The organism is Paenibacillus sp. 2TAB19 (assembly GCF_052115185.1).
In the GTDB taxonomy this organism is placed as follows: Bacteria; Bacillota; Bacilli; order Paenibacillales; family Paenibacillaceae; genus Pristimantibacillus.
The window spans coordinates 1-13862 of record NZ_JBFRGE010000074.1 but is presented as its reverse complement, the minus strand read 5'-3'; the positions used below and the strand labels follow the sequence as shown (position 1 = coordinate 13862).

General features: G+C 52.1%; 11 protein-coding genes. 8 read left to right on the top strand and 3 right to left on the bottom strand.

Annotated features, from left to right (window positions below):
* Nucleotides 1-119 precede the first annotated feature (119 nt).
* From AB4Z33_RS24695 to AB4Z33_RS24675, 5 genes are all read left to right on the top strand, one after another.
* Nucleotides 120-1019, top strand: coding sequence for a polysaccharide deacetylase family protein (locus AB4Z33_RS24695; protein WP_442052440.1), 900 nt, complete (start codon nt 120-122; stop codon nt 1017-1019).
* A gap of 34 nt (nt 1020-1053) precedes the next feature.
* A complete protein-coding gene (locus AB4Z33_RS24690; protein WP_442052439.1) occupies nt 1054-2502 on the top strand; it encodes an FG-GAP repeat domain-containing protein in 1449 nt (482 codons plus the stop codon).
* Nucleotides 2503-2526: 24 nt separating this feature from the next.
* Complete coding sequence (locus AB4Z33_RS24685) at nt 2527-3357, top strand: response regulator transcription factor (protein ID WP_442052438.1); 831 nt, start codon at nt 2527-2529, stop codon at nt 3355-3357.
* Nucleotides 3354-4742 (top strand): sensor histidine kinase, encoded by a 1389-nt coding sequence (locus tag AB4Z33_RS24680; protein WP_442052437.1) that lies wholly within the window; start codon nt 3354-3356, stop codon nt 4740-4742. Before AB4Z33_RS24685 ends, AB4Z33_RS24680 begins: the two co-directional genes overlap by 4 nt.
* A 359-nt stretch (nt 4743-5101) precedes the next feature.
* Nucleotides 5102-5923 carry an alpha/beta hydrolase gene (locus AB4Z33_RS24675; RefSeq protein ID WP_442052436.1) on the top strand — a complete coding sequence of 274 codons (822 nt, stop codon included), beginning with the start codon at nt 5102-5104 and terminating at the stop codon, nt 5921-5923.
* 280 nt (nt 5924-6203) lie between these two features.
* On the opposite strand, the gene AB4Z33_RS24670 is transcribed toward AB4Z33_RS24675, so the two are convergent.
* The 3 genes from AB4Z33_RS24670 to AB4Z33_RS24660 are packed head-to-tail and all read right to left on the bottom strand — an operon-like array spanning nt 6204 to nt 9974.
* Complete coding sequence (locus AB4Z33_RS24670) at nt 6204-7373, bottom strand: Ger(x)C family spore germination protein (protein ID WP_442052435.1); 1170 nt, start codon at nt 7371-7373, stop codon at nt 6204-6206.
* Nucleotides 7370-8881 (bottom strand): spore germination protein, encoded by a 1512-nt coding sequence (locus AB4Z33_RS24665; RefSeq protein WP_442052434.1) that lies wholly within the window; start codon nt 8879-8881, stop codon nt 7370-7372. The genes AB4Z33_RS24670 and AB4Z33_RS24665 overlap by 4 nt, the downstream gene beginning before the upstream one ends.
* Nucleotides 8850-9974: an endospore germination permease gene (locus AB4Z33_RS24660; RefSeq protein WP_442052433.1), complete on the bottom strand. Its 1125-nt coding sequence runs from the start codon at nt 9972-9974 to the stop codon at nt 8850-8852. Before AB4Z33_RS24660 ends, AB4Z33_RS24665 begins: the two co-directional genes overlap by 32 nt.
* A 168-nt stretch (nt 9975-10142) precedes the next feature.
* Between AB4Z33_RS24660 and AB4Z33_RS24655 the strand changes: the two genes are divergently transcribed.
* From AB4Z33_RS24655 to AB4Z33_RS24645, 3 genes are all read left to right on the top strand, one after another.
* On the top strand, nt 10143-11234 hold the full coding sequence (locus AB4Z33_RS24655; RefSeq protein ID WP_442052432.1) for a DUF3048 domain-containing protein: 1092 nt from the start codon (nt 10143-10145) through the stop codon (nt 11232-11234).
* Nucleotides 11235-11461: 227 nt separating this feature from the next.
* Nucleotides 11462-12073: a DUF47 domain-containing protein gene (locus AB4Z33_RS24650; protein ID WP_442052431.1), complete on the top strand. Its 612-nt coding sequence runs from the start codon at nt 11462-11464 to the stop codon at nt 12071-12073.
* Nucleotides 12074-12105: 32 nt separating this feature from the next.
* On the top strand, nt 12106-13104 hold the full coding sequence (locus AB4Z33_RS24645; protein WP_442052430.1) for an anion permease: 999 nt from the start codon (nt 12106-12108) through the stop codon (nt 13102-13104).
* Nucleotides 13105-13862 lie beyond the last annotated feature (758 nt).

Sequence of the window (13862 nt, the reverse complement as noted above, 5' to 3'; positions counted from 1 at the left end):
GGCTTTTTCTTTTTATACAAAATGTCATATAAGCGCGAAAGGTGTTACTATTTTGTAACTCTCTTAAACTACCATTCCGCTACGATAGAGTTATAAGCGGGGAGTAGAAGGTGAGCGAAATGACAAGGGAGTTCAAACGTTATAAGGGATGGTTGGTTATGCTGCTGCTGGCAGCAGTGATGGTATGGAGCAGCGGCTGCGCAGTCAGCCAGACTCTCGATCTGACGGCTATCGCGGCAGATGGGGAAGAGCAGGAGACGGATGGAGTATATTCCGATCTAGGTCTGGATCTAAGCGGTCCGAGCGGCAGTAAGGCTGGCGAAGAAACCGGTGTTAAGCCGGGGGAAGTTATTTTAGTGCAGGATGAAGGCAGCGAAGACCTCGGCGGGAACGTTCCGATCGAGATTGTTCCGGAGGGTACGGCAACAGCCGAGCCTGACAAAGAAGAGCAGAAGGTCATCGCGTTAACCTTCGACGATGGTCCGGACAAGCGTTATACGCCGGCCATATTGGATATCCTGAAAGAAAAAGGAGTGAAAGCGACGTTCTTCGTCGTTGGTCTCCAAGTGAACAAAAGTCCGGAAGTGTTGGAGCGGATCGTGAAGGAAGGCCATGAAATCGGCAATCATACGTACAATCATAAAGACTTGTCCAAGCTGGGCAAGGATGCGATTTTGAAGGAGATTAACGATAGCGATAAACTGATTAAGGATGCCGTAGGCTTCACGCCAGTATTGTTCCGCGCTCCTTATGGAGCAGTGTCGGATACGCTTAAGGATATCGTTAAAAACACGGGCCGTCACATGATCGGTTGGAATATCGATACGCGTGATTGGGCGGGGACTTCGGTAGCCGATATGCAAGAAATGATTCGAACGGAAGCGAAGCCCGGTGGTATAATATTAATGCATTCTTTTGGAGGCAAGCACATCGCGAATACGGTGGAGGCGCTCCCTGGAATTATAGATGAACTAACGGAGATGGGTTATACGTTCGCTACGATAGATGAACTGCCATAATCCGCTGCAACGCAACTGGAGGAGGCTATAGCAATTGAAAGTCGCTCGCTCACCGCAACGATCCGTCCTGTACGGAAATATGATACGAATAGGCGGCCTTCTAAGCGCTGCCCTGTTCATCCTTATCCTATCCGCAGGTTGCCGCTACACGGCGGCCCCTGCGGATTTGCTGCAGAAGCCGAAGATCGCGGCGGACAAGCAGGTGCTGCTGCAAGCGATCGAGAAGGAGCTCCCTGATTATAGCAAGCTGACGCTGCCGCTAAGAGAGAAGAACATGGAGGCGATCCGCATTCTGGACGTGGATGGCGACGGTGTGAAGGAAGCGGTCGTCACCTTTTACAATGAATACAGTACGCCGGAGCTGCTGGTGCTTAAGCAGACAGACGGTAAATGGAAGTCGTGGGTTGGCGTGGAACAGCCGATGGCTAGACAGATCGCTTGGCTTGATATTATCGATTTGGACCGTGATGGCAAAATGGAGCTGCTCGTCGGTTGGACGGGCGCTTTCGAAAGTCCGAACGTGCTGGAGATGTATTCTTTTCACGGGAAGACGGAGCGCAATGAACGCGGCAATCTTGTATTGAAGCCGCTTGATTCATTGCCTTATTCCTACGCCGAGACTGGCGATATGAACGGAGACGGACTGCCGGAGCTGGCCATTATTTCGGAGACGCATACGAACCGGGAGAAGGAGCTGCCCGCGTTTCAATTAACGATCTACAACTGGAGCAATAACGCGCTGCATACAATCGTCGAACAAGGCCTGTTTAACGGAGTCAACACGTACGAGAGGCTGCTTATCGGGCAAGTATCGCCAAGGCTTAGCGGAGTTGTGCTGGAAGCCTCGACAGGCGCACACGGAACTTACACCGCCATGTATGTATGGGAGAAAAGAGGACTAAGGCTCGTGTATCCTGCCTCTGATGATCCGGCTAATGGCATTAGCGGCAAACCGACGATGAGCGGCGACGTGAATGGGGACGGGATTATTGAGCTGGCTTTGGTGAGAGAAGCGCCGGACGAGCTTGGCGTGCCTTACGTAGATGCCGTATGGATCAATGACTGGGTGCAATGGGATGGACAGTCCAGCTTCGCTCCCGTCATGGAGGAGTTCACGGATTCAAACTATGGGCTGACAATGCGGATTCCCGAGCAATGGTCGGGCAAGTATACGCTGCGCAAGTCGCAGAGCGATCCTTATAGCATCGTGACGATCGATGTCATCGACAGCTCGGGTAACGAGAAGGCAGAGCTTGCGACCTTGTACGCAGTACCGAAGAAGGATTGGGACGCGCTGGAGACCATCTGGAAAGATGAGCAGAAGTCGTATCAGCATTTGTTCGCGGACAGCGGCAACGTGTTCGCCGTTTCCTTCGTTAAGGAAGCGCCGCAAGAGTGGAATGACGCAGACAAGAACGAGTTCAACGAAATGCTGAAGATAGAAGATCAGATGGCTTCCTATCTGACGATTCGCAATGATTAATAGAACAGAAGCAGGCGGTGACCTATGCGAATATTGTTGCTGGAGGATGAGGAATCGATCCGCGGATTTGTGCGCATTAACTTGAAGCGCAATGAGATGGAGGTGACGGAAGCGGAGACGGGCGAAGCTGCGCTTGAGCTTGCGCGTACGGAAGGGCCTTTCGACATCGCCTTGCTGGACGTGATGCTTCCGACGATTAGCGGCTTCGAAGTATGCGAGCAACTGCGCGCGAACTATCCCCGCATGGGTATTATTATGTTAACGGCAAAGTCGCAGGAAGAGGATAAAATACACGGCTTAGAGCTAGGTGCGGACGATTACGTTCAGAAGCCTTTCAGTCCCGGCGAGCTAATCGCGCGGATTAAGTCGCTGTACCGAAGGATGAGTTCCGAACCGGTCGGCTCGAGCGATTCAACTGTGCAGGGCGGCGGGGACAAGGCAGGCGAGTCGGAGGATTTGCTCAAGGCCGTGCAAGTGTCCAATCAAAGCTTTAGCGGCAGCTATGACCTTGGGCAAGCTCCCGCAGCGGCAACTGCTCCGGCGCTTGAAGTTCGTATTCCGCCTTTCGTTCTGTCTATACCTGAGCGGAAGCTATGGAAGGAAGATCGGGAGATCATCCTCACGCCTACCGAGTGGACGTTGGTTCGATTGCTGATGGAGCGCGAGGGGGCGAGCGTGAGCCGCGATCACATTTTGAGCGAAGTATGGGGCCGGTACTATGTTGGCGATCTGAAAGTCGTGGACGTTAACATTCGCCGCATTCGGCAGAAAATCGAAAGTAATCCGTCCGAGCCGTCCTTCATTGAGACGGTATGGGGCTTCGGGTATCGGTGGAAACGAGGCGCTAGGCCATGAGAAGCGTCAAATCGCGGATGGTTTGGAGCTTTTTGCTGCTAATCGTACTCGTCGTTACGGTGCTCGGCACGACGTTCGCAGCGCTGATGTGGAACTATTATTACGGCAGCGCGCAGAGCTCGGTGAAGCAGCGGGCGGAGACGGCGCTTACGCTGCATGGCCGTTCCCTCTCCTCGCTAGGGGTTCAGGACCAAGCCGATTATATGCTGCAATATATGATCGAAGGTGGGACAAGACTGCAGCTGCTAGACAGCACGGGCCAAATTCGTATCGATTCAGACGGTTTCTCCGAAGACATCCGTTATACGACGGGCGATGTGAAGGCGGCAATCTCCGGTACGACGGGAAGCTGGCGCGGCGTTGACCCTTATTACGGAGAGCGGGTTATGTCCGTCACGATTCCGCTATGGAACGACATGCGCGTCGTCTCGCTGCTGCGATATTCGGCTTCGCTCGAACAGGTCGATGCGATGGTAAGCTTGCTTATTCGTATGGCCGCTGCTGTCGGCACGGCTGTCATTCTGCTTTTCCTGGGGCTGAGTTTGTTTCTAGCTCAACGTATCGTGAAGCCGATTCGCGAGTTGACGCGTGTTGCAAGATACATGGCGGAGGGGGATTGGACGCGCAGAGCAACGAAGAGAAGCGACGACGAGATCGGCCAGCTGGCGGAGACGTTTAATTCCATGGTAGTGGAGCTTAATAAGCGGGAGAAGCTGAAGAACAACTTCATTTCTTCGATCTCGCATGAGCTTCGCACGCCGCTCACTTCAATCAAGGGTTGGAGCGAGACGCTGAAGGAGGGCGATCCTGCGGACGATGAGGAGTTCAAAATGGGGATGTCGATCATTAGCAGTGAGACGGAGCGGTTATCCGGACTCGTTGAAGACCTGCTCGACTTCTCCAAGCTGTCGGCACGGACGATGGATCTCCATACGGAGGTGCTGGATATGAACGGGCCCGTCAAGGAGACCGTGCATCAGCTAGCCGTTCGCAAAGGACAGACAGGCGTCAGGCTGATGGCCGAATACGGCAAAAGCCCGCTTGTCGTACATGGGGATGCCAACCGGCTCAAGCAGGTTATTATTAATCTCATCGACAACGCGTTCAAGTTCACGCCAGCGGGAGGTTCGATTCGCATATCGACGACCGCAACGGAGGAGTATGCGCAGGTTACGGTAGCCGACACGGGCTGCGGCATCGACGCGGAGGATCTGCCTCATGTGACGGAGAACTTCTATAAGGCCCAAACGGGCCAGGGCGGTTCAGGGCTCGGCCTTGCCATTTGCAAAGAAATTATCGAGTTGCACGATGGCAAGCTTACGATCGACAGTGAACGCGGAGCCGGTACGATCGTGACGATCCGCTTGCCGCTTATACGCGAATAGAACTATTCTTTATAGAACAACAGCTTCCGGTTGGCGATCACGAAGCCGATTGCAATAATAACGCCTAGGGTCAGCAGAGCCGGAAGCCAATGATTGTCCAACCACTCGAGCCATAGCGGCATGCCCATGCACCTCCTCGCATTTTCTTTTCTCATCCGGTAAAAATACACTCCAACCCTCATACTCCCATGCATAGTATTTCCTGCGAAATTGAAAATTAGTAATACATACCCGTGCTTCTATGACGACTTACATATTCGCATTTGACAGTAGCTGAATCGGATGCTAATATTAGTTTAACTTAATTCATAGTATACGGGTAGGAATTATTATATATGGATCATCAGGAGGTAGTCGGCATGGAAAAACAGATCACTTTGCGTCATGACGGGCTTGAGCTCACCGCAACGCTTCATTATCCGACTGACGGAAGTCATAAGGATTCGGAGAAGAAGCAAGCGATTATCATATGCCACGGCTTCATTGGCAGTCGGATCGGTGTCGATCGGCTGTTCGTTAAGGCGGCTCGCGCCCTGGCGGCGCATGGCTCCTATGTGCTGCGCTTCGATTATGGAGGCTGCGGCGAGAGCGGGGGCGATTACGGAGCGCTCGGCTTCGAATCGATGATCGATCAGACGCGGACAGCGATCGATTACATCTCCAGCATGGATTGTGTAGATCCGCGGAGAATCGTGCTGCTTGGCCATAGCCTTGGCGGAGCGATTGCGATCATGACAGCCGTGCGGGATCGCCGTGTTAAGCGGCTCGTCCTATGGTCTCCTGTAGCTTATCCGTTCAACGATATCGTTCGTATCGTCGGTAGAAGCAGCTATGATGAAGCGGTCACAACTGGCAGCTCGGACTATAACGGTTACACGCTGCAGAAGGTATTCTACGAATCGCTGCTCCAGCATCAGCCGTTCCAAGCGGCGACAAAGTTCGGCGGTGAAGTGCTGCTCGTTCACGGAACGAGCGACGAGCTCATTCCGGTCGATTACAGCTTCCTATACCAGAAGGTGTTTTGGACGCGTAACGAAGGATTATGCGACAAAGAAATTATTTTTCAAGCGAATCATACGTACTCCAGCCGCAGCCATCAAGAGGAAGCGATCCGCGTAACATCCGATTGGCTGAGCGGTCTCGACCGCCAGCAGCAGGATTGGCATCACTGGAGCATTTAAGCAGATGGACCGAGTTCCCGAGAGTGACAGGGAGCTCGGTTTTTTTTATTAGACAGAAATAGGAGGGGGAATCCATCCTATTCGCACAAACTTAGGTTACTTGAGGGCAATAGGATGGGAAACGCAGCTTATGGATGGGGGGAACGACGAAGGTGGTGGGAGCGGGCGAGGTTGTAGACAGAAATAGGATGGGAAACCCATCCTATTCGCACAAACATCAATTACTTGAGGGCAATAGGATGGGAAACGCAGCTTATGGATGGTGAGAACGTCGACAACGTTATTGCAGCCGCTTATACTTGCCGAAGTACGGGATGACGACGTTGACGTCCAGCTTCTCGATCGATTGCTTATCGATGGCCAGCTGGTGGCCGTTGTTCGTCAGCTTCTGCCACAGCTTCTGATCTTTCTTATAGAGATGCTGCCCGAGCTGGAATACATCCACATTGATGTCGACGCCCGCCGTGTAGGTGTCCATGATTTGTTTCTTCACGATTTCCGAGGCGATCGCGACAAGCTCCTGATTCGACAACGGCTCCAAGTACTCGTACAAAGCCGCCAGCAATCGGACGGAGATTTGGAAGCGTACCTCGTCGCCTTTGATAATCGTCTTAATCTTGATTTTCGGCCTGCCCGCGGAAATTTGTCCGTAGACTTCCCCATCCTTCTCCAGCGTTAACGGAGAGCGATTCGTGCTTTTCTGCATCCACCGATACCCAAGCAGACTTTGGCGCGACAGGAATCCGTTAATGTCATCTCCGTATTCGAAGTAGGCCCCGTTTAGCGTAAGCATCGGCTGCTGGGTTTCGTTTTCCTTCCACTGCGTATTGTTGATGCCTATGCAAGGCAGAAACGTTGTTCGCGCCGGCTCGTTGAACGAGGCCAAGTACTTGAAGAGGAGCACAGGCGGCATGACCGAGTATTGCTGATAGTTTTTCTGCGGATCGTGAAGAATGGTCGTAAGCGGCGAGAGCTTGAAGAAGGAGTTGGTCGACAAGATGTCCTCGATCGAGCTCTGCGTGCCGTATACCCAGGTGTTGTAGCGAATTTCGGGAAAACGATTCACCATCTCCACGAACTTAATGCCGATGTTCTTAAGCACGGTCTCGGAAATGACGATCGCCGATATATGTCCCCACGAAATAGGCATTTGAGCGGTCCGATACAGATCGTTAGCCGCAGCGTTCAACGTTCTCCCTCTGCCCTTGCCTACCCATACTTGCGCATCCTGATTCGCCTTGCCGCCTGCATCGGCCTTGGCGATATTGGAGAAGTCCAGCATTTGCACATAGAGGGTGAACTGATTGTCCTTGTAGTCGATGCCCAGAGCTTTAGCATAGCTGACGCTTTGAATTTCAGTTGCGCTCCAGCAGCCGGATAGAGGCAAGCATAGGCCTAGGATAAGCAGCGGCGACAGGAAGAGTCGAAGCCGGCTGGCAAAGGGATTCAACGTTTTTTCCCTGCTTTCGAAGGCTTCTGAGTATGCAGGTACTCGGGTCTGCGGCGATTCATCATGAAAGGCCATTTGAACAGCGACTTCAGCATTTCCTTGAAATTAAGCGGCGCTGCCGGCGCGAGATAAGGAACGCCGAACGAGTAGACCGAGCTTAAGTAAATGACGAACAGAATTATCGACGTAATGAACCCGTACATCCCGAACGTCGCGGCCAGCGTGAAGGATGCGAACCGAACCAGAATCATCGAGCTCGTGAGCGATTGATTGACGAGCGTTGCGCCGGAAACGACGGTAATGGCGGTCACGACGATCATTAGCGGCGATATTAAGCCTGCCCGTATGGCAGCATCGCCGATGATCAAGCCGCCTACGACGGTAAGGGTCTGTCCGATCGAGCTTGGCAGACGCACGCCGGCTTCGCGGAACAGCTCCATCATGACCATGATGAAGAACATTTCCAAACCTGACTCCATGGGAAGCCCGTGACGGCCGGAGGAGATGGTTGCGAGCAGCGGGAAAGGGACTTGATCGATATGGAAAGCGGTCAGAGAGATATAGAAGCCGGGCAAAAAGATCGTCGTAATAAACCCGAAGAAACGCAAGATACGTCCCACGTTGACGGATAGGAACGGGAAATAAGCATCTTCGGGCGATTTCATGAGCAAAAATAAATTGCTTGGCGCGATAATGGCGGTCGGATTGCCGTCTACGAAAATGATAAAGCGGCCGTTAAGCAAGCATTCCACGGCAAAGTCGGGTCTGCCCGTATAATGCGTCGGCGGGAATAGGACGATCGGCGAATCCGATAATAAATCTTCCAAGTGGCCGGTCGTAACAAGCTTATCGACGTGAATGTTAGCAAGCTTGTCCTTCACATTCTTGATCATATCCGGGTTAGCGATATCGCTAACATAGAGCAGCGCCGTCTTCGTTAGCGTTCTCTCCCCTAACTGCGTGTACTCGCAGGCTAACGTATAGGTGCGAAGCCGCTTCCGGATCAGTGCGATATTGGTCGTCAGTTGCTCGACGAAACCGTCCTTCGGCCCCCGGATCGACACCTCAGTCGCCGATTCGGATGGCATGCGGCTTGGGAAGTTCGCGATATCGATCGTCCATATCGTCTGGATATTCGGCAAGCAGAATAGTAGATGGCCTTCGAATACATAGGAGCTGATCGTGCGGCGGGTCACCTGCAGGCTTGGCGAGTAGAGCACGTCCCATTGCAGATCGGCGTTATGATTCATCGTTTCGCGCCGCTGAAAGCCGGTCTCCTTGAATACCTTGTGAAGCTCGGGCAGAATGACATCGTTGATGATCTTCGTCTCCGTCATCCCGCTGCAGTAGATGAATACCGCTTGCACCGACGATCCGGCAGCGCCGAATTGATTCGTCTGAATGATCACATCATCGCAGTTCACGAACCAATTGCGCAATATATGATCGTCGAAATATTCCGGTGGCTGTTGCTCTTCATTTTGATGTTTTTGCTTTTGATGCGTCATCGGTAGAGGACTCCTTTCGACTGCGGCGATAGAGCACGGCTATGGCGAGCAGAACGGTAACGGATGAGACAAAGACGACCGTTATCGGAAAATGGATTTGCATCAAATAATCGAGCGTCTGATCGTCTCTCCACAGCTGCATGGCAACCACCGTCATGACCGTGGTGAGGACAAGCAACGTAATGAACCGTGAGCGAGGCTTGCGGACGTCTAGCATGTCGGTCATCAAGTAAAGCGCTATAGAGACGCGGGCGAAGGACCCGCATAGCCATTGATAGATCGATAGGAAGTCGACATGCTGCAGCAGCTTGCCGATGTTGACGATCTTCCACTGGTCGAAGGCCGTGTGACGCTGCTTGGCCGCTTCGATCGGTCCGAATTCGGTGATGGCGCCGATCGTCGGTCCGATTGCCATCGTAATCATGAACAGTCCTAGCAAGATGAGCTGCCACAAGCGCAGCTTGCTCCTGAGCTGATGCTGGAAGAGTATTAGTATCCATAGCTCCAGCAGCCCTCCAAACGCGAAGAAGGCTCCGTGCCAGACGGGCTGCCAGCCTCGCTCAAGAATCGGAAACAGCAGGCTGAGATCTTTATACTTCGTATTCGCCGTCGCGACAAAATAGCCGAGCAGAATAACGATAGGCAGCAGGACGCTGCTTGTCATCGCGATCGTTCGGAGTCCGCCGTACGCCGCCAGCATGGAGGTGACAACGGCGATCAGTACGATCGCTTGCATGGGCGTCTGCTGCATATAAGTAACGACCGTCCACATCGAAGTGTCATGCAGCGTGTATGTACCTGATAGGAATAAGACGATGAAAGCGGACAAGCGGAAGATCCAAGCCGGAATCACGCCGAAGTGTCTAGCGATCCAATCCGGAACTCGCTGGCCCTGAAGCTGCTTCAAGACCGCAAACAGCAGGACGAGCCATAGAAGGAAGAACGGCGTCGCTACAAGAACGGATACCCAAGCGTCCCGCTGGGCTGCGCCAAGCAGCAGCGGAATGGACATGACATGACTGACTAAACCTGCGCTTAGCAGCAGGATGGAGAAGGACAGCCATATGCTGATTAAGCCGCTCCCTCTGGACACGGAATCACCTCTTCCTCATTAGGGAGATAGAGATAAGATGTGCAATTTATGGATTTTTTAACCGAGCGATAGCATATTTTGTCGGGACAAGCGGGTCGTTTTGTGATTAAATGGAAGAAAGGTGTAAACGAATTCATCCCTTTAATCGCTTCGCAAAGGATGGTACTCATGATCAACAAACGTCGATTGAAAAAAGGAACGGGAGCGGCAGCCAAGGCAGCTGTCCTTGCGCTTATTCTTCTTGCAACAGCATGCGGAGGCAGCAATAACGCGGTAGCGGATCCGGAAGCGACGGCAGGAACAGATGCGCCGATCGTAACGGATATGCCGACTGAAGAGCCGAATCCGCTTGGCTTTACGGCTTCATTAACAGGCATCCCTATGGAGCAGGAAGTGAAGTCGCGGCCGATTGCCGTCATGATTAACAACTTTGCGGCAGCGCGCCCGCAGTCAGGGCTTACGAATGCCGACGTTGTCTACGAGGTGCTGGCAGAAGGCGGCATTACTCGCTTGATCGCTATTTTTCAAAGCACAGACGCGGCGACTGCTACGATCGGACCTGTACGCAGCATTCGGCCGTATTTAATACATATTGGCGAAAGCTTCGGGGGCGTGCTCGCGCATGCGGGAGCAAGCACGGACGGTTATGCCATTCTGCAGCGGCAGAAGAAGCCGTATTTGGACGAAATATCGAATGCGGGAGGCTACTTCTGGCGAAGCAAGGATCGCAAAGCTCCGCATAACCTGTATACGAGTCTGGAGAAGCTGCGTGAAGGTGCAGACAAGAAGGGGTATAGCACGGATGTGACCGTACCGACCTATACGTTCGCGGAGAAAGGCTCGACGGAGACGGGCGTTCCGGCTTCGAGTATCGCGATTACGTTCATGATGCAGAATTATAAGGTTGGTTATGAATATGATGCGACGAGCGGGCTTTACCGAAGGTCGATTAACGACAAGCCGCATATCGATATGAATAATGATCAGCAGCTGGCAGCTTCTAATTTGGTCGTTCTTGGGGCTGACCACAAGACGCTCGATAAAGAGGGGCGATTGGCGGTCGATCTGGATCGGGGAGGCTCGGCTATATTGTTCCAGCAGGGCAAGGCAATCGAAGCGGAATGGGTAAGCGCTCCAGACGGCATGCTTCGAATTGTGAAGAACGGTACGGAGCTTCCTTTTGTACCGGGGAAAACCTTTTTTCACATCGTGCCTAACAATCCTACATTCGCTGAGCATGTCACATGGGTACAAAATTAGTTCATGGGAAACACTGTAGTTACAAGTGTGGATCTATGAGCTGTGGTTATGGAACGGCGGGGTCCTCTTGTAGGATTCCGCTGTTTTTGTGTCGAAAATGAAAACTTTTAAAACTTTCACCAATGTTTACATTCTCTTAACAATTGTCGGCTAAACTATGTTAAGATATTGTGGGCTTGGCAGTGTATAAGTCTAAACAAACATCAAGTCGGGTAAAGGGGATTACGATGTTCAAGAAAAAAGATATTTTCTTTAAGACGTTCGAAGAAATGGCAGACACGTTAGTCGAAGCAGTGGAGTTTTTTTCGAAGGGCATTTCTGATTTGTCGGACGTTACGGCTTTTGCCAAAACAATGAAGGAATACGAAAGCAAGTGCGACAAGTTCGTGCATACGATATTGAAGGAACTGAACAAAACGTTCATTACCCCGATCGAACGCGACGATATTATGGCGCTTACGACATCGCTTGACGACGTGCTGGACGGCATCGAGGCATGCGCATCCCGTTTCGAAATGTACAATATTCGCGAGAAAGATGAGTACATAACGCTGTTCGGAGATATTCTCGTTCGTTCCGCTCACCAAATCAAGAAAGCGATCTATCTGCTTACGGAGAAGAAGCTGCTGGCGATCCGCGAACCGAATATCGCTTTGAACGAGCTTGAGAACCAAGCCGACGACCTGCTTCGCGTATGTATCAAGAGCCTGTTCACCAACGTTAAGGATCCGATTGAGCTTATGAAGCGCAAAGAGATTTACGAAATGTTGGAAGAAACGACCGACTACTGCGAGGATGTTGCCAATACGCTGGAATCGATTATTATGCGTAACAGCTAATAGCTAATCCAAGAGGGTAGGAGTCATTCAATATGGATATGTACGTCTTATGGATCGTTGTATTTCTGGCGCTTTCGTTTGATTTTATAAATGGTTTCCACGATACGGCTAATGCCATTGCGACTTCCGTATCGACTCGCGCGCTTAAGCCGCGCGTAGCGATCGTTCTAGCGGCGGTCATGAACTTCGTCGGCGCGCTTACGTTTACGGGCGTTGCGGCGACGATCGGTAAAGGCGTAGCCGACCCCTCCAAGCTTGAGCATGGGGTGGAGATCGTTATCGCAGCTTTGCTGTCAGCCATCGTATGGAACTTGATTACATGGTGGTTCGGTATTCCTTCATCCTCGTCGCATGCGCTTATCGGTTCCCTCATGGGCGCTGTTATCGCAGGTGCGGGCATCTCGAATATTAATGCGAGCGGCTTGACGGATATCGTTACGGCACTGATCGCATCACCGCTTATTGCTTTCACGGCGGGCTTCATTATCATGTGGATATTGAAAAAGATATTCGCCAAGTCGAGTCCGCATCAGGTCAATAAAGGCTTCCGCTTCGGACAGATCTTAACCGCTGCGTTCCAATCGTTCTCGCACGGTACGAATGATGCGCAGAAAGCGATGGGGATTATCGTATTCGCTTTGGTTGCGGCAGACGTGCAGGACGATATGTCCGTTCCATTGTGGGTCAAGCTGTCGGCTGCGACCGCAATGGCACTCGGTACTTCGATCGGCGGCTGGAAGATCATCAAGACGATGGGTACGAAGATTTTCAAGATCGAGCCAATCAACGGCTTCGCAGCTGATATTGGTTCGGCTATCGTAATTCTGACAGCTACGATGATTCATCTGCCGGTAAGTACGACACATGTTATTACGTCGTCCATCCTCGGTGTCGGCAGCGCGAAGCGCTTCTCCGCCGTAAAATGGGGCGTCGCAGGCAAAATCGTCGTATCGTGGATTATTACGATTCCGATCACGGTGCTGATGGCGATGTTCTTCTACTGGTTGATTCACTTCTTCTTCCTGAAATAGGAGGGAGAAGGCCGCGGGCTTTGAGATATGAGATAGTGAGGCAATCCTCACTCGCCGTGAACGCAGGTTCACGGGGAATGAGCCTTGCCTCACTATTTTTTTGCTGTCTCGTGGCGGTGAGGTCGGAGGATGCTCGCTGTGAGGGAGCTCATTAAATAGTGAGGGTAACCTCACTATTTGCGGGAAATGGAGCTGGCTCGGCGATTTAGTGAGGCAAACCTCACTTGCCGTGAACGTAGGTTCACGAGGGATGAGGTTTGCCTCACTAATCGATGGTCGAGTRGTTGTGTTAMGGCGAATGAGTGAGTCTGGCCTCATTGTGGATGAGGTTATGCTCAGAGATCGGTGTGTGTAAGTGCGGGATGGGAAGGTTGGTGCGTAGCTCGCTCGATGGTGGTGCGTTTCGGGTATGGTGCCAGAGTAACCTGCTATTGAACTTGGCTGCTTCCTGCTTGGGCTGGCTTGTGTGTGAAGGAGCTCATTRWATAGTGAGGCGAATCTCACTRWTTGYCGCCTAATTGGAGCTTCTGGCCGGAGTAGTGAGGTAAACCTCACTTGCCGTGAACGTAGGTTCACGAGGGATGAGGTTTRMCTCACTAATCGAKGGTCGAGTAGTTGTGTTACGGCGAATGAATGAGTCTGGCCTCATTGGAGATGAGGYTATGCTCATAGATCGGTGTGTGTGGGTGCGKGATGGTAAGGTTGGTGCGTAGCTCGCTCTGTGGTGGTGCGTGTCGGGTATGGTGCCAGAGTAACCT